The organism is Aureibaculum marinum, assembly GCF_003813905.1.
GTDB classification, from domain to species: domain Bacteria; phylum Bacteroidota; class Bacteroidia; order Flavobacteriales; family Flavobacteriaceae; genus Aureibaculum; species Aureibaculum marinum.
In genome coordinates, this window is sequence record NZ_RPFJ01000005.1 from 60,403 (window position 1) to 78,110 (window position 17,708).

13 protein-coding genes are annotated in these 17,708 nt (G+C 30.0%); 8 read left to right on the plus strand and 5 right to left on the minus strand.

Annotation, left to right across the window (positions count from 1 at the left end; all coding sequences use genetic code 11):
- Window positions 1-48 precede the first annotated feature (48 nt).
- Window positions 49-1,401, minus strand: coding sequence for a Gfo/Idh/MocA family protein (locus EGM88_RS04165; RefSeq protein ID WP_123896720.1), 1,353 nt, complete (start codon window positions 1,399-1,401; stop codon window positions 49-51).
- A gap of 238 nt (window positions 1,402-1,639) precedes the next feature.
- Here EGM88_RS04165 and EGM88_RS04170 point away from each other — a divergent pair, with 238 nt between their 5' ends.
- Window positions 1,640-5,728: a two-component regulator propeller domain-containing protein gene (locus tag EGM88_RS04170; protein WP_123896721.1), complete on the plus strand. Its 4,089-nt coding sequence runs from the start codon at window positions 1,640-1,642 to the stop codon at window positions 5,726-5,728.
- Here EGM88_RS04170 and EGM88_RS04175 read toward each other — a convergent pair.
- A complete protein-coding gene (locus tag EGM88_RS04175; protein ID WP_123896722.1) occupies window positions 5,725-8,226 on the minus strand; it encodes a DUF5686 and carboxypeptidase-like regulatory domain-containing protein in 2,502 nt (833 codons plus the stop codon). The two genes, EGM88_RS04170 and EGM88_RS04175, sit on opposite strands and share 4 nt — an antisense overlap.
- Before the next feature lie 163 nt (window positions 8,227-8,389).
- Window positions 8,390-9,370, minus strand: a complete 981-nt coding sequence (locus tag EGM88_RS04180; protein ID WP_123896723.1) for a pyruvate dehydrogenase complex E1 component subunit beta — start codon at window positions 9,368-9,370, stop codon at window positions 8,390-8,392.
- Between the two features lie 255 nt (window positions 9,371-9,625).
- Between EGM88_RS04180 and EGM88_RS04185 the strand changes: the two genes are divergently transcribed.
- The 5 genes from EGM88_RS04185 to EGM88_RS04205 all read left to right on the plus strand — a co-directional run bounded on the left by EGM88_RS04185 (window position 9,626) and on the right by EGM88_RS04205 (window position 14,875).
- Window positions 9,626-10,372 carry an electron transfer flavoprotein subunit beta/FixA family protein gene (locus tag EGM88_RS04185; RefSeq protein WP_123896724.1) on the plus strand — a complete coding sequence of 249 codons (747 nt, stop codon included), beginning with the start codon at window positions 9,626-9,628 and terminating at the stop codon, window positions 10,370-10,372.
- An 83-nt stretch (window positions 10,373-10,455) separates the two neighbouring features.
- Window positions 10,456-11,424, plus strand: a complete 969-nt coding sequence (locus EGM88_RS04190) for an electron transfer flavoprotein subunit alpha/FixB family protein (protein WP_123896725.1) — start codon at window positions 10,456-10,458, stop codon at window positions 11,422-11,424.
- Window positions 11,425-11,520: 96 nt separating this feature from the next.
- Window positions 11,521-12,123 (plus strand): bifunctional nuclease family protein, encoded by a 603-nt coding sequence (locus EGM88_RS04195; protein WP_123896726.1) that lies wholly within the window; start codon window positions 11,521-11,523, stop codon window positions 12,121-12,123.
- 15 nt (window positions 12,124-12,138) lie between these two features.
- Entirely contained in the window at window positions 12,139-13,836 is a 1,698-nt protein-coding gene (locus EGM88_RS04200) for a NupC/NupG family nucleoside CNT transporter (RefSeq protein ID WP_123896727.1), read from the plus strand.
- Window positions 13,837-14,050: 214 nt separating this feature from the next.
- Window positions 14,051-14,875: a thymidylate synthase gene (locus tag EGM88_RS04205; protein ID WP_123896728.1), complete on the plus strand. Its 825-nt coding sequence runs from the start codon at window positions 14,051-14,053 to the stop codon at window positions 14,873-14,875.
- Between the two features lie 84 nt (window positions 14,876-14,959).
- Here the strand turns inward: EGM88_RS04205 and EGM88_RS04210 are convergent, their stop codons facing one another.
- Window positions 14,960-15,259, minus strand: coding sequence for an isoamylase early set domain-containing protein (locus EGM88_RS04210; RefSeq protein WP_123896729.1), 300 nt, complete (start codon window positions 15,257-15,259; stop codon window positions 14,960-14,962).
- 309 nt (window positions 15,260-15,568) lie between these two features.
- Between EGM88_RS04210 and EGM88_RS04215 the strand changes: the two genes are divergently transcribed.
- Together EGM88_RS04215 and EGM88_RS04220 are read left to right on the plus strand one after the other, a co-directional pair.
- Window positions 15,569-15,760 carry a hypothetical protein gene (locus EGM88_RS04215; protein WP_123896730.1) on the plus strand — a complete coding sequence of 64 codons (192 nt, stop codon included), beginning with the start codon at window positions 15,569-15,571 and terminating at the stop codon, window positions 15,758-15,760.
- Between the two features lie 216 nt (window positions 15,761-15,976).
- The gene (locus EGM88_RS04220) at window positions 15,977-16,843 is read left to right on the plus strand and encodes a dihydrofolate reductase (protein WP_123896731.1); all 867 of its coding nucleotides are present in this window, start codon (window positions 15,977-15,979) and stop codon (window positions 16,841-16,843) included.
- Between the two features lie 66 nt (window positions 16,844-16,909).
- Here EGM88_RS04220 and EGM88_RS04225 read toward each other — a convergent pair whose 3' ends face one another.
- Window positions 16,910-17,494 carry a hypothetical protein gene (locus tag EGM88_RS04225; RefSeq protein WP_123896732.1) on the minus strand — a complete coding sequence of 195 codons (585 nt, stop codon included), beginning with the start codon at window positions 17,492-17,494 and terminating at the stop codon, window positions 16,910-16,912.
- Between the last annotated feature and the right edge of the window lie 214 nt (window positions 17,495-17,708).

A 17,708-nucleotide genomic window follows, 5' to 3' on the forward strand; every position in this document is an offset into this window, starting at 1 on the left:
TTCATATTAGTAGTATTAGTAATTTTTATTTTTACATAATTAATTTAATTAATACGTGTCTTTCATCCAGTTATAAGGTTCTCTTTTAATCCAGTTTCCTCTGGTAAAATCCGGAAAATCTTGAGGTTCTCCGTTATTTTCTATCGACAATTCAGATAATGGTGTAATGGCACTCCATGCAGCCGCATCATAAGCATCCATTGGCGGAGCAATGTTTTCTTTAGCTGATTCAACAAATGCATTCATTACAAAATAGTCCATACCTCCATGACCTGCACCTTGAGCATATTCACCATACTTTTTCCATAAAGGATGATCATATTTTTTTAACCATTCATCAGCCTTATCCCATTGATGTGATTTAGATACCCCCTCTATATACATTCTATTACCATCAACCTCCCAAAGACCTTTTGAACCTTGTACTCTAAACCCTAAGGAATAAGGTCTAGGCAAATGAACATCATGAGTTACAATAATGGTTTCTCCATTAGCAGTTTCAATAGTAGAAGTAATTACATCTCCCATTTTAAAATTAACTTTTGCATTAGGATGGTCTTTACCGCCATGTTCTACTATATAATTGTGCATGCCTCTACTTTTTGTAGCATGAGAGGTCATTGACACAAATCTATTTCCTCTATTTATATCGCACATCACAGCAATTGGACCAGCTCCATGTGTAGGATACACATCTGCATTTCTAGATACCGAGTGTTGTGTTCTCCATGCAGCTTCAGAGATACCTTTTTCACCAAATTCTACCCCTTTTCCATAAGCAGTTTTACCATCATTTAGCATTACAAAGCGTAAATCGTGCTGATAACCACATCTAAAGTGAATTAGCTCTCCAAAAACATTTTGTTTTACCATATTAAGAACAGCCAAAATATCTCTTCTATAGTTCACATTTTCTAGAAGCATTAAGTGTGAGCCTGTTCTTTCATGTGTATTTACCAAATCCCAACATTCTTCTAAGGTATTAGCGGCAGACACTTCTAAGCCTGTATATTTCCCGGCATTCATTGCATCAACAGCCATCCTTGTATGCCACAACCATGGAGTAGAAATTACTACGGCCTCTACATCTTTTAATGCAAGTAAATTTCTATAGTCATAATCATTTTTTCCAAAAACCTTCGCTTTAGGAAAATTTTTATCGCTAATAAGTTTTTCTGCTATTTTTATTCTTCGAGGATCAATATCACAAATAGCTGTAATAACAACATCATCTCTATTTAATAAATTTGATAAATGATTAGTACCTCTAAGACCTACTCCTATTAGAGCAACCTTTAGCTTATTTTTTTTTCTACTATAACCATACGTTAAGTTTGGTAATACTGATATACCAGCACCAACAATGGCAGATTTCTTGATGAAATTTCTTCTTGAGTTCATAAAATTGGCTTAATTAAGAAAAGTTAACAATCTTTGTATTATTCAAAGTTGCATGATACTATTGATGAAAAAGTGGAATAATCATGCAATTTTTCGTAATTTTATTTCATTCTCATATATTGACAGATATATTATATAATTATGATAAATATTTATCTTTTCTTTAATACCCTCAATAATAAACTCATATCTAAAAACAATAAGTAGCTATCTAATTCAAAAAAAACTAAACAGATAAATGTTAGAAAAATTACTAAAAGTTAAACCCATTCTAATTATCAGCTTATTATTCTTTACAATAGGCTACACACAAAATACTGTTAATTTCAATCATATTTCGCCCTCTATTAATAATAAGCCAATAGCGGTTAAAAAAACCATTCAAGATTATTTAGGAAACATATTAATGGTTTGTAATGAAGGAATTCTAAAATATGATGGTTATGATTATTATCTAACAAAAAAAGAACACATCTTCCCTAATATAAAGCCTAACGATGCTATAAAAGACATTATAAAAATTAATGATAAAAAATACTGGGTTCTTACTAAATTGGGATGGCTATCTGAATTTAATCACAAGACTGGCTATTATCATAATTTGAGCGAAAGAGTATTAAATAACACACTCATTTCTGCAATATATTACAAAAATGATATTGGTTGGTTAATTTCTACTACAGGAGAATTATATCGTCATAAAAACAAGAAAATAGAGCTCATAACCACCCTTAAAAGTAATGACGGTCACATTGCCAATATTAATGATTTAGTTGTTAATGAATTTAATAACCAAATTTATTTGGGCACTAAAAATGGGAAAGTTTTTAAGTACACAACAGAAAATAAAGTATTAACAGAAATTGTTGGTCCGTTTACAAATTACCCTGGTAGTATTGTTTTAACTATAGATGATTTTAATAGACTTTGGATTGGAACAGAAACTCACGGACTTTTTGTGTATGACCTTTTAAAAAAAGAATTCGTTCAAAAAAGTTTATTAGCAGATAATTTACAAGATATTAATCAAGAATTATTCTTAACACTATTTAAAGATAGCTCTGGTAATATATGGGCAGGAACGGATGGTAATGGGTTATATTTTATAAATACTAAAACAGGACGTACTACTATTTACACAAAAAAAGAAAAAAACAGTTTTTCTTTAAGCAGTAATACTGTATTAGACATAAATGAAGATAGCAATAACAATATTTGGGTTGCTACAAATTATGGCAGTTTAAATATTATTGCTCATACCAATAAAAACATTAATTACTTATCAGGATCTGACAGTGATAAACCCTTAAGAATACTTAGTATTTACAAATCTCAAGATTATTTATGGATTGGCACAGATGGTTGGGGACTTACACAGGTAACTTTCAATAAAGATGGAAGTACCGAAAAAAAACAGTTTTTTAAAAGAGAAGGACAAAAAAAAGGATTTTACATTCAATCTATAACAAATGACAATAATGGTAATTTATGGTTTGGTACCTATAAAAACGGTTTATGGATTTACAATATTAATAAAAACACTTTTTCTCAATTACCTATTTATAATTCTCAAAATCACAGAGCAACTGATGTAAGAAAAGTATTTACAGATTCAAAAAATAGAATCTGGGTAAGTTCAAATGTTTCTTTAAACATTTACAATTCTAACAAGCAAATTTTAGCTTCATTTGAGAAAAACACAAAAGGTTTGGATGGCACTATAATTGAATCTATAGTAGAAGATAGTCACAACAATATATGGTTAGGTGTTTTTAATAGTGGTTTATATAAATTTGAAGAAAACCAAGGAAACCTCAACTATTCATCATTTAAAGATTATACACATTATGTTAAAGATGATGATTTTATGTTTACTGCTGTTAAATCAATGAGTATTGACTCAAAAAACAAACTATGGTTAATTACTGGGCATGGTAAATTTTTATCGTTTGACCCAACAACTAATATCTATCATGATTACAATGATTTCATAAATGGTTCTGAACAGAATTTTAATGGCATTTTAACGGACAATAACGACGAAATATGGATGACTTCAGATAACGGGATTTACCATTTTAATCCTAACAACAAACAAGTAAAAATCTATCAACTTACCGACGGATTACAAAGTAATACTTTTATGAATAGAAGCGTCTATAAAGATAGTTCTAATTTACTTTACTTTGGAGGCGTTAAAGGACTAAACTATTTTTCACCCACAAAAATTGACAAAATTGAATCAACTGCTGAACTACAGATACAACATATAGAAATTTTAAACCGCCCTATTGATTCATTTCCTGAGTTTAAAAAAAACAGTGCCTTAACAAATTTGAACACTATAAATTTAAAAAATAAACAATCTTCTTTTTCTTTTAAATTCTCTGCTATAGGTAATATTATTAATCCCAATTATTTTTATGCATACCGGTTAATAGGTTTTGATGACGATTGGATTACCAATCATTCTGAACGTGTAGCAACTTATACAAATATACCTCCAGGTACTTATACATTTGAGGTTAAAGCGGGTACTAAAGCTGGCGTATGGAATATTCCAGTAAAAAGGTTTACCATTATAATTGACCAACCATGGTGGTTTAGTATACCAGCCATTATAGCTTACCTATTACTACTAGGTATTTTTATTTATCTAGTAAGACGTTGGTACAATTTAAAGAAAAGATTGTTTTTACAAAAAATAGTACATAAAAAAGAGAAAGAAGTCAACAAGTCTAAAATAGACTTTTTCACAAAAATGTCACATGAAATTCAAACTCCTTTAACCTTAATCTTAAGCCCAATTGGAGACATGATTAAAAAGGCTACAGAGAGTGGAAATTTGTTATTAGAAGAACAATTGCAAATTATAGCTAATAATGCCACAAGGTTATCAAAAATAGCTCAAAACTTAACCTTCATAAGAGACAATGAAGCCAATAAACTAAAGTTAACAGTATCTAAAAACGATCTTTCTGCTCATTTAAACACCATAAAACTTTCTTTTAAAGAACAAGCTAGACAAAAACATATAGATTTTGATATACAACATGCAGGTGACCTTACAAACATTTGGTATGACAAAGAGAAATTAGAGCATATTGTTTATAATTTTTTATCCAATGCATTTAAATTCACACCTAATGATGGAAAAATTTTAATTAATGCTAGTACAATAAAAAATAATAGTAAAATTAAAATTTCTGTAAAAAACTCAGGATCTATAATTCCAAAAAAAGAATTAGATAAAATTTTTAAATTGTTTTATCAAGTTTCTAAAAGTAATGGAACTGGAATTGGCTTAGCACTTTCCAAAGAGTTGACCACACTTCACAAAGGAGAAATTAAAGTGAAATCAAATAAAAAAAATGGTACCATTTTTACCATTGTTATTCCAATTACCGAAGATGCTTACACCGAGGATGAAAAAATAATATTACATGAACAAAAAGAACTTGTAAACAGAACTCCTCCTCTATTACAAAACACCTTAAGTAAAGCATTAGAAACCAACAAGTCCTCAAAAACCATTCTAATTGTAGAAGACAACATAGAATTACAGAACTTTTTGAAAAACAGCTTAAACCAACAATACAATATTCTTTTAGCCGATAATGGAAAAGAAGGTTATCTAAAAGCGAGCAAACACACTGTTGATTTGATTATTAGCGATGTAATGATGCCTATACTTGACGGAATTAGTATGTGTAAAAAGCTACAAAGCAATAAAGCAACTCAACATATTCCTATTATTTTACTAACTGCAAAATATTCAACATATTCAAAAATATTAGGCCTTGAATCAGGTGCAATTGAATACCTGTACAAACCTTTTAACACACAAGAATTATTTCTTAAAATAAACAATATACTAACCAGTAAAGAACATATTATCACAGAATACAGAAAAGGAATTATAAACACCCCTAGTGTAGCAAATGAAAAATCTAAAGATGAAAAATTTTTAGAAGAACTTGTTTATGCAATAAATTCAAAACTTGAAGATTCAAATTTAAAAGTTGAAGATATTTCTAAAAAATTAAATATGAGCTACTCTACATTATACAGAAAATGTTTAGCAATTACAGGAAAAAATGTATCCGATTTTATAATAGAATTGAGACTAAAAAAAGCAGCTATATTATTAACCAAATACAAGCATACAATTTCAGATACTGCATTCTTAACAGGATTTAACGATCCTAAATATTTTTCAAAATGCTTTAAAAAACAATTTAATAAAACCCCTCGTAAATTCTTAAAAGAATCTCAATTGATTGGGGTAAATAAACTTCTTGAAAACTATGAACTGGAACAAATTTAAAAATAAAATCCAAATCCGCCTTTAATAGCAAACTTGGTTACATCTGGCATATTCATATAATTGCCTCTAAAAACAAAGTCTATTCTTATAAATTTAAAAATATTATCAATTCCTACAAAATATTCATAATAAGGTTTTGTTGGAATGTATAAATTTCCTGCAACATTTCGTTCTGAAAGAAAAACACTTTTGTTTATATTTTGCTGAGAGAGATTACCAACTACAGCTCTTGCTCCAACAATTTCACGCCATTTTAATTTACGTAATAAAGGAATTCTTGATAATATTCTACCATTAAAATTATGTTCAATATGAATTGCAGCATATTCATCAGTCACAAAATCATAATAATTCAAAAGATCAAAAGTACGAGGCACAGTAAAAATTGCCTGATTACCAGGAACTACGTCTAACATGGTTAACGGCACATCTCCATAGGTTTTACCAACTTCTAAGAAATATTTTAATTTCCCAAAGCCTCCCATTAACACTCTATGGTTGTAATATAATTGCAATTTATCATAATCAAAATCACTATCTAAAAACCCTTTTACACCTTTAGTATAACTTAAATACACGGTAGGATATCTACCTTCATTACTTACACTTCTTTCCACTCCATACCCTACTGGTTTACGACCAGGAGTGTATGTAATGGCCATATCTAATTCTGTTTGTTTTATTTTTGATTGGATACTACCGTTTTCATCTAAATAACTTATGTTAAACAGAGAGTCTGGAGCTGCAGAACGCATGGTTTTATAAGTAGCTCCAAGTCTAAAATTAAGATTTTTTACAGGCTCAACATCAACTGCAAAATTTGACAAATTCATATTTGTCAATCTATAATTTTCTCCTCTAGCAAAAAACGATGATGATGCAAAACTTCTACTTAGCACATCATTTGCTGTTGTTAAACTCACTCCAGTTTGTTCAACATCTCTTCTATTACCTGCAGAAAGAATAATTCTATTTTGCTTATCTACTAGCCACTTACCAGAAACGCCGTATTTAAATTTATTATCTTTAAAACCATAAGCCGTATAGCCTTCTAATCTCCAAGTATCATTTTGAGTAAAATAAGTTCTACCTCCTACCCTAACTCTAAATCCTTCAATATCATTACTTCCAAAAGAAGAAAATAAAGGTCCATAATCAAAGCCTTCAAATAGTTCCCAATAACCAGTAGCTAACGTAGCACCTACATTATAGAGTTGCTTAAATCTACGTACAGTTTTTAATGTATCTAACATTTTATATATCCCTACCTCATCATCATTTAATTTTTCCATTCGGTTTTCTTTCCAAAAATTGTCTGGCCTATTGTATATTTCTTTTTCATAAGCAAAAACTTTTGGTTTATACACTTCTTCGTCACGTTCTTTTTCGAATTCATAATTATTAAATAACGTGGTTCTTCTACCATAAACCCCTTTAGACTTATCTTTGTTTGTAAAAGCAAAATCAGACATCATATGATCTCTTTTCAATAAAAAAACAGAGTCATTTAAAACGTCAAATTCTTGCTCTACATAAATCTCTTTAACCCAATTTATATTAGCACTTCGGGAGGCATTCATTTCAATTTCCTTGATAGCAAAAGTGGTGTCGTTTACCCAAAAATCACCTTTAAAAGTAAGTTCATTTTTTCGTCTTGGATAAAACACAATATTGTAACACCATTTGTTGCCAATATATGCACTATCTGCCAACACATAATTATAAACAGAAACGCCTGTTCTAGAAAGAGGACTGGTAAAACTTTTATCAAAAAACTTGAGGTAATTATCGTAAATATTATAATCTACATACAACTGTTTAACAAACTCTATTAATTCTTGATTAGTGTCAAATCCAGAATTTTTATTTGCAATTAATTCTTCATTTGATTTTTTAATAGGTTCATTTTTGCCATAAACTTTGTATAAAGCCTCATTAATAAAAATTGGTAAATAAGGTTTTCCTGTTATATTTGAAGTATCTACTTTTTCAAAAACAAACTCCATGCCTTTAAAAAGTCGTTTTTTCTTAAATTTCTCATCAATATTATTAAGATCAAACTCTATTTTTTCATACTTATCATACTCATACTGTTTGTAAAGACTTAATCCATTTTGTCGTTTCTTAGCCCATATTTTCTTCAATATCTCAACTGCTGGGTTTCCTTTCTTTTTTGTTTTACCGGTATAAATCATTACTTCTTTTAAAGTAGCAGCATCCTCTTTTAATTCAATTTTTAAATCAAAATTTCTAGATTTTAATGGAATTATCTTGGTTTCATATCCAATAAAAGAAATTAACAACTCAGTATAAGTTTTCTCTGACTCAATGTAAAATTTCCCATTTTCATCTGAAACCCCACCTTCTGTAGACCCCTTAAAAATAATATTAGCAAAGGGTATAGGCTCTCCCTGCTCGTCAACAATATGACCACTAACTTTTACTTGCGAAAAAGCAAAAGAGGTTAACAATAAAAAAAATATTATTAGATATCTCAATAGTTATAGTTTTAAGTTCATAAAAGCCCCACTAAACATCTAATTTTCAAACGCCTTATTTAGGGATTAAAGTATCTTTTTAGTAGATATTCTTTATTAAATTCATAAAAAAACCTTTTACAAGTTATTTGTAAAAGGTTTGATTATTACAAATTTAATGCCATTATTTTACGTACATCACAGACTTAACGGCTTTTACAACATCATTTGCATTTGGCAACCATTCTTCTAAAAGAACAGGAGAATATGCCGCTGGAGTATCTGCTGTAGTTATTCTTTGAATTGGAGCATCTAAGAAATCAAAAGCCTGCTCTTGAACTTGATAAGTAATTTCAGATGCAACACTAGCAAACGGCCATGCTTCCTCAAGAATTACTAGTCTATTTGTTTTCTTAACTGATTTCAAAATCGTATCATGGTCCATCGGTCTTACTGTTCGTAAATCAACAATTTCAACAGATATATTCTCTTTTTCTAAAATTTCTGCTGCTTTAAAAGCTTCTTTTATAATTTTACCAAAAGAAACAATAGTAACATCTGTACCTTCTCTTTTAATTTCTGCAACCCCTATTGGCAAAACATATTCACCTTCTGGCACTTCTCCTTTATCTCCGTACATTTGTTCCGATTCCATGAAAATAACGGGATCATCATCACGGATAGCTGCTTTCAATAATCCTTTAGCATCATATGGTGTAGATGGTACAATTACTTTTAACCCAGGTGTGTTTGCATACCAATTTTCAAACGCTTGCGAATGAGTAGCACCCAATTGTCCTGCAGAGGCTGTTGGACCTCTAAATACTATCGGACAATTAAACTGACCACCAGACATTTGTCTAATTTTAGCTGCGTTATTTATTATTTGATCAATACCTACTAGCGAAAAGTTAAAGGTCATATACTCTACAATAGGTCTGTTTCCATTCATGGCTGAACCAATAGCAATACCCGCAAAACCAAGTTCGGCAATTGGCGTATCAATAACACGTTTGGGACCAAATTCGTCTAACATCCCTTTTGAAGCTTTGTAAGCACCATTGTATTCGGCAACTTCTTCTCCCATTAAAAAAATAGACTCGTCTCTACGCATTTCTTCGCTCATTGCCTCGCAAATGGCTTCTCTAAATTGAATTGTTCTCATAGTTATTATATAATTACCATGCAAAAATAGAAAATAAAGGCTAGTTTATAAGGTTATGTTTTAAATATTTTACTATGCATGCATAGTAAATTGAAAAAAAAGTAGTAACTTCGCTTTAAATAATATTAATTGTTTTATAAATGATTTACTATAACTCATATTAAGCAAGAATTAATTTAATTTTATGGTATTCATTTTAACCTACAAAACTAATTTAAGATTAGGTTTTACAATTAAAAATCAAAAAATTAACAGATGAAAATATTAGTTTGTATAAGTCATGTTCCTGACACTACTTCAAAAATTAACTTTACAGATGAAAACTCAAAATTTGATACTAACGGTGTTCAATTTGTAATAAATCCTTACGATGAATTTGTATTGACTAGAGCCATGTGGTTTAAAGAAAAACAAGGTGCTTCAGTTACTGTTGTTAATGTAGGTAATGCTACCAATGAGCCCACTTTACGAAAAGCATTAGCCATTGGTGCTGATGAAGCTATTCGTGTAAATGCAGATGCTACGGATGGGTATTTTGTTGCAAAACAATTAGCCGAAGTTGTTAAAAATGGTGATTTTGACTTAATACTAGCCGGTAGAGAATCTATTGATTATAATGGCGGAATGGTTCCTGGTATGCTTGCTGGTATATTAGATTTTAACTTTGTTAATGCTTGCATTGGCTTAGAAGTTGATGGCAACACTGCTACCGTCATTAGAGAAATTGATGGAGGTAAAGAAACTTTAAACACTAATTTACCACTGGTTATTGGAGGTCAAAAGGGAATAGTAGAAGAAAAGGATTTACGTATACCAAATATGAGAGGAATTATGATGGCTAGAAAAAAACCATTATCGGTTGTAGAGCCTGTATCTTTTGATGCTACCACTCAATCAATAAAATTTGAAAAACCAGAAGCTAAAGGTGCAGTAAAATTAATAGATGCTAACAATGTTGGCGAATTGATTAATTTGTTACACAATGAAGCCAAAGTAATCTAAAAGTGCGAAAACAACGCACATTAATATGCTGAAATTCTAAAATTCAGTACATCTAAAGTTTAATATCTAAAGTTTAAAAATATATGTCTGTACTAGTATACGCAGAATCCTCTGAAGGAAAATTTAAAAAAATTGCTTTTGAAACCGTATCTTATGGTAAAAAAGTAGCCGAACTACTTGAAACAAGTTTAAGCGTAGTTACCATAAATGCTAATAATGTATCTTCATTATCTGATTATGGAGCACAAAAAATTATTACTGTTAATAATGATAAATTAAACACTTTTAATGCTAAGGCCTATGCTGATGTTTTAAAGCAAGTGGCAGAAAAGGAAAGTGCTAATATTGTCATTATCGATTCTAGTAATAACGGATTATATCTTGCTCCTTTACTAGCAGTAAACCTAGAAGCTGGCTACGCTTCAAATGTTGTTGAAGCACCAAGTTCAATTTCACCATTTACTGTAAAACGCAAAGCTTTTTCTAACAAAGCATTTAATACAACTGAAATAAAAACTGATAAGAAAGTAATCGGATTAGCTAAAAACTCTTTTGGGTTGGTAGAAAACAAATCTACAGCCACTGAAGAAACTTTTTCTCCTACACTTACTGATGGTGATTTTAATATCAATTCAACTTCAGTAGATAAAGCAAAAGGAAAAATTACTATTGCTGATGCTGATATTGTGGTATCTGGTGGTCGTGGTTTAAAAGGTCCTGAAAATTGGGGCATGATAGAAGAACTAGCTGATGTTTTAGGTGCGGCCACAGCGTGCTCTAAACCTGTATCAGATTTAGGATGGAGACCACACAGCGAGCATGTTGGACAAACAGGAAAACCTGTTGCTTCTAATTTATATATAGCAATAGGAATTTCAGGAGCAATACAACACCTAGCCGGAATCAATTCGTCAAAAGTAAAAGTTGTTATCAATAATGACCCAGAAGCTCCATTTTTTAAAGCTGCTGACTATGGTATTGTTGGTGATGCTTTTGAAGTTGTTCCAAAATTAATTGAAAAGTTAAAAGAATTTAAGGCTCAAAACACATAATTTTAGTAAATTGTGCCTCTTAAAAAGGCTGTCTAATCTATTGGATATGTAAGTCCTTGAATTAGACAGTTTTTTTTTATCTATTTAAATTTTAATATGAGTTTAGTCCGCCTTAACATAAAAGGTATTTCATACAGCCAAACACAAAGTGGTGCTTATGCATTGGTTTTAAGTGAAGTTGAAGGGGAACGCACTTTACCTATAATTATTGGTGCTTTTGAAGCTCAATCAATTGCAATTGCGTTAGAAAAAGAAATAAAACCTCCAAGACCACTCACACATGACCTTTTTAAAACTTTTTCTGACCGCTTCCATATTAAGGTAAAACAAGTTATTATTCATAAATTAGTTGACGGAGTATTCTATTCTAGCCTAATTTGTGAAAGAGACAAAATAGAAGAAATTATTGATGCTCGCACCTCTGATGCTATAGCTTTAGCTACACGTTTTAATGCTCCAATTTTTACGTATGAAAACATATTAGACAAAGCTGGCATCTATTTAAAAATAAAAGATGATTCATCTCTTACTCGAACAAAAATAGAAGTTGAAGAAATGGCAATTGAGCTTGCCGAAGAATCATCTCTAAAAGAAATTTCTTTAAATGAATTGCATAAACAATTAGATGAAGCTGTAGACAATGAAGATTACGAATTAGCTGCAAAAATAAGAGATGAAATTTCTAAAAGAAAAAAATAGCGTAACCTCAATTTTATGATTAGAAATCTATTTTTACTTAGTATAGCAATTTTAAGCCTAAATTTCAGTACAGCACAAGAAATTGAAAAAAAGTGGCAACTAAATTCAATCGAAAATAATGCAAAAGAAAACTATATAGGTAAAATTGGAGATTCATTAACCTTAAATAAAGGAACATTTACCCACACTTACGGCACTTTAAGCTCTGGAAATTATATTCATCAGAACAATTTACTAATTTTCTTTTATGACAGTCCTAAAGATACCATAATTAAACATAAAATTAGTGAAGTAACGGACTCTACGTTAGTAATTAGTACGAATCAAGCATTATTTAAATTTAAAGAGTTCAACGATTTATCTGCCAGCAATATTGCAATGACTGATGCAAATGCTATTATACCAAATCAAGGATTTTCGTTAAACTCTCTATGGCGTGGCGTTTTAGGAATGTTGGTATTGTTAATAATAGCCTACCTATTTAGCAGCAATCGTAAAGGAATAAATTGGAAAACAGTTGGTATTGGTTTACTTCTTCAACTCATTATAGCATTTGGAGTATTAAAGGTTCCATTTATTCAAAAAGGTTTTAATTTTGTTGGACAAATTTTTGTAAGTGTATTAGATTTTACCCGTGCAGGAAGTAAATTTTTATTTGAAGGGTTAGTAGTTGACATGGACACTTTCGGATTTATTTTTGCTTTTCAAGTACTACCAACTATTATTTTCTTTTCTGCTTTAACTTCTGTTTTATTTTATTTAGGTATAATCCAAAGAGTAGTCAAATTTATGGCAATGCTTTTAACTAGATTTTTGGGCATTTCTGGTGCTGAAAGTTTGTCAGTTGCAGGTAATATTTTTTTAGGTCAAACTGAAGCTCCTCTATTAATAAAGGCATACCTTGAAAAAATGAATAAATCTGAAATGCTCTTAGTCATGGTTGGAGGCATGGCTACTGTTGCTGGTGCAGTTCTTGCTGCCTACATTGGATTTTTAGGAGGTGACGACCCCGAACTACGATTGATGTATGCCAAACATTTATTAGCAGCTTCCGTTATGGCTGCTCCAGGTGCTATTGTTGTTTCAAAAATTTTATATCCTCAAACAGAAGAAATAGATACTGATGTACATGTCTCTTCAGAAAAAATAGGATCAAATATTTTAGATGCCATCGCCAATGGTACTACGGAAGGTTTAAAATTAGCTGTAAATGTAGGAGCTATGCTTCTTGTATTTGTAGCTTTTATAGCCATGATTAATGGAATTTTGGGATGGTTTGGAGAGGTTACAACTCTAAATACTTGGATGGCAGGAAATACGCCATACCCTACGTTTTCTTTAGAAGCAATTCTAGGAACCATTTTTGCTCCGTTAATGTGGTTAATTGGTGTTGCAAAAGAAGATATGATGTTAATGGGGCAACTTTTAGGTATAAAATTAGCAGCAAGCGAATTTATAGGTTACATTCAATTGGCTGAATTAAAAAATGTGGTTAACACAACACATTTACACTATCAAAAATCTATTATAATGGCTACCTATATGTTGTGTGGTTTTGCCAATTTTGCATCTATTGGTATCCAAATTGGTGGTATAGGATCTTTAGCTCCAGGACAACGTAAAACGCTATCAGAATTTGGAATAAAAGCGTTAATTGGTGGTTCTATTGCTTCATTAATTTCGGCTACTATAGCAGGTATGATTCTAGGATAATAAACATTGTTTCGTTTATAAACCCAATTTCTTGAAGTAACATAAAAACAAGTTAACCTACCCTAAATGCTTAATAATACTTCGTTAATAACTATTTGTTAAATAACAATCTTTCATTATCAAAAATTATTGGTTTTCTCTATTTTTACATTTTATTTAAATAGTTGCTTCTCAAAATTATTTTCAACACAAAAAAAGGACAAGACAGATTTCTATGAAACAATATCACGATTTAGTAAAACATGTATTAGAAAATGGAAACCAAAAAGGGGATCGTACAGGAACAGGAACAAAAAGTGTTTTTGGATATCAAATGCGATTCAACTTGGCAGATGGTTTTCCCATGGTTACCACTAAAAAATTACATTTAAAATCTATTATTTATGAACTACTATGGTTTATAAATGGAGATACTAATATTAACTATTTACAACAAAATGGTGTACGTATTTGGAATGCTTGGGCAGATGAGAATGGTGATTTAGGTCCTATTTACGGCCATCAATGGCGTAACTGGAATAATGATGAAATTGATCAAATAAGTGATGTAATAGATACATTAAAAAACAATCCCAATAGTAGAAGAATGTTAGTTTCTGCTTGGAATCCTTCAGTATTACCAAACACTTCAAAATCGTTTAGTGAAAACGTTGCTAATGGTAAAGCAGCTTTACCGCCTTGTCATGCTTTCTTTCAATTTTATGTAGCTGACGGTAAACTTTCTTGCCAACTCTATCAACGAAGTGCTGACATATTTTTAGGCGTACCATTTAATATTGCTTCTTATGCTCTATTTACAATGATGATTGCACAAGTTTGTGGATATGAACCTGGAGAATTTATTCACACCTTTGGAGATGCACATATTTACAACAACCACATTGAACAATTAAAATTACAATTATCTAGAGACGTTAGACCTTTACCAAAAATGAAAATTAATTATGAAGTTAAAAATATTTTTGACTTTAAGTTTGAAGATTTTGAATTGCTAGATTACAACCCGCACCCGCATATCAAAGGAGATGTTGCTGTATAACTATTAGAACAACTTTTTAATATAAAAAATCCCAAATTAGCTTAAGCTAATTTGGGATTTTTTATATTTCTAGTCCTAGGTTTACTACAATTCTAATACTCCGTTTTCAGCTCCAGCAAAATCATTCCAAGCAAAAGAATCCGCTTGTTCTTCATTCTTATATGATCCATCTATTAAATATCTAAATTGATAAGATTGATCCTTTTCTAAATCTATAGTTCCTTTGAAATTGCCGTTTTTTAATTTCTTTAATTCATACTTTTTTGTTGGTTTCCAATTGTTAAAATCTCCAACAACAGATACCTTTTCTGCATCGGGCTCTGCAACGGTAAAAGTTACCTTACAAACCGGTCTTGTCTTTAAATAATTTTTAGTAATTGCCATAATTTTTGTGTTTTTAAAATTTGTTACAAAATTATACAATATAATCTACACTTCAAACCTAAACACTTGATAACTAAGTATATTTAGTGATTATTTAATTAAAAATAATTTAAAAATGAAAAACATAAAATAAAGCGTTAATATTTACATAATTATTGGTTTTAATAATATTAGATTGAATAAAATTTGTAATTTTATGGATACTTTTGTAGTGAGTTTATGTTGTTTTCCTATAATCCTATATTGATTTGATAAATTACTCATTATATAGTACTCTAAGATAAGATATAACTCTAAAAAAAAAATAAAATGAAAAAAGAAGAATTAAAAAAACAGTTAATAGAAAGAATTAATAAAATTGAAAATGAAAATAAGCTAAATGCAATACAGGCAATTTTAAATACTCTTGAAAACGAACATATTGAATTTGACAATTACCATAATGCCCTAGAAACTGAAGACTTTTCTGGTTACATTAAAGAGTGGTTAAAAAGTATGTAATAAACTCTGTCTTAATCGTTTTCTTATTTTACTAACTCAAAACAAAAAAAGATGCTTTTTTTGTAATAAAATTAAATCTAGGAGTTCTATTTCGTAGAACGAATTAAGAGGTTTATTTTCTAGAATAAAACATATATCAATACTAGATATAAGACTAAAAAAGAAGAAGAATTTCTAGAATACGAAACAAAAGAGCAAACCAATCAACTAAAATTAATGGAAAAAGAACAAATAGAATTATACGAAAAGGCTCGTAAACGCATAAAACAAAAAAAGCGATTATATTATCACTTTATTGTCTTTTTAATAGGTTCCGCTTTTTTAATTGTATTAAACATCATTTTTAACGTTGGAAGTGAAAAATTTGGTGATTGGTTTAAATACGCTGTTGCAGGATGGCTGTTAATTTGGATTTTTCATTTTATTAATGTCTTTATTACAAATAAGTTTTTCGGCAAAGAATGGGAACAAGTAGAAACTGAAAAATTAATAAATAAACATAAAAAGAAAATTGACAAGTTGGAGAAAAAGTTGATTAAGACAGGTATAATATCCCCAAATAAAACCGAAGCCGCCAATCCTGAAAAAAAAAATCTTAAAAGAGAAGTTACAATAATTGCTGCATTAGGCAAACATAGAGAACTCGGTAAAAATAATCAACTCATTTGGCACTTACCTAATGACTTAAAACGTTTTAAAAGGGTTACTTCAGGCCACGATGTAATTATGGGACGAAAAACTTACGAATCTTTAAAAGGCCCTTTACCTAGTAGAACCAATATAATTATTACTCGAAATAAAGATTATAAAGCTCCATTATGCGTGGTAGTGAATTCTTTAGAAGAGGCTTTAAACCAATCTGGAGACCCTAATCCTTATATTCTCGGTGGTGCTCAAATTTATGCTGAAGCTATACAGATTGCAGATAAATTAGATTTAACATTAGTAGATGCCTCTTTTGAGGCCGATGCATTTTTTCCAGAAATTAATAGCAAAATATGGAAAGAAACAAAACGTGAAGACCATAAAGCTGATGAAAATCATGACTTTAACTATAGCTTTGTAGAATACAAAAAAAAGTGAACCAATTGGCTCACTTTTTAACTCAAACTAACTAATCTAATTATGATTGTTGCTGTTACCCCTCGATTAAAGGTTTATTCTATTTTCAAAAATTCTACTAGGTGTTGACATCACTATTCTGTACTCACCTTTTAAACTTGAAGAGAAATCTAGAGTTTTATTAAAAACGAATTTATTTTCAACTTTCTCTGTATAAACTAAATCTCCATTTTCGTAAAAAACTTTAATTTGTAATGGTGATTTATCCGGCATAGATTTTTGAATTTTAACAAGTCCTTTTTCTATTACAACAGATGGCTTAAACGTAACTGATTGCAATTCCTTTTTAAAATGAACTTTATTCATTTTAACTTTAAATGGAATTATTTTAATTTCAAATTCTTTGTCCATTTCAAATATATAATCTCCATCAGGTAACGCTGTTAAATCAAATTCTTTTGAATAAACACCCTGTTCTAAAATTGTTTCTTTGTATAGAACCAATCCGTTTAAATCCTTAATAGTTAAAACAGACCCCTCTGTAACATTTTCAAATGTTACGTTTGTAATATCATCTTTTAAAAGATCAGCACCAACAAATTCATTTGCATAACTGAACATAGTAGTTAACATTACTACCATTGCTAAACCATTCTTAATTACTTTTTTCATGTCTTAATTTTTTAAGGTTATTATGTTACAAATGTATAGGCAATCATTCATCTTAAAAACATCAATTTTGACAAATATATATGGCATATTAACACAACAGACACTTATAAAAACTTTATAATGTTAATATTACATACATTTGTGTTAAATATGCATATCACAACCAATCTACTTTGTACTCATTTAAATAATAAAAACCAAAATCTACAGCATA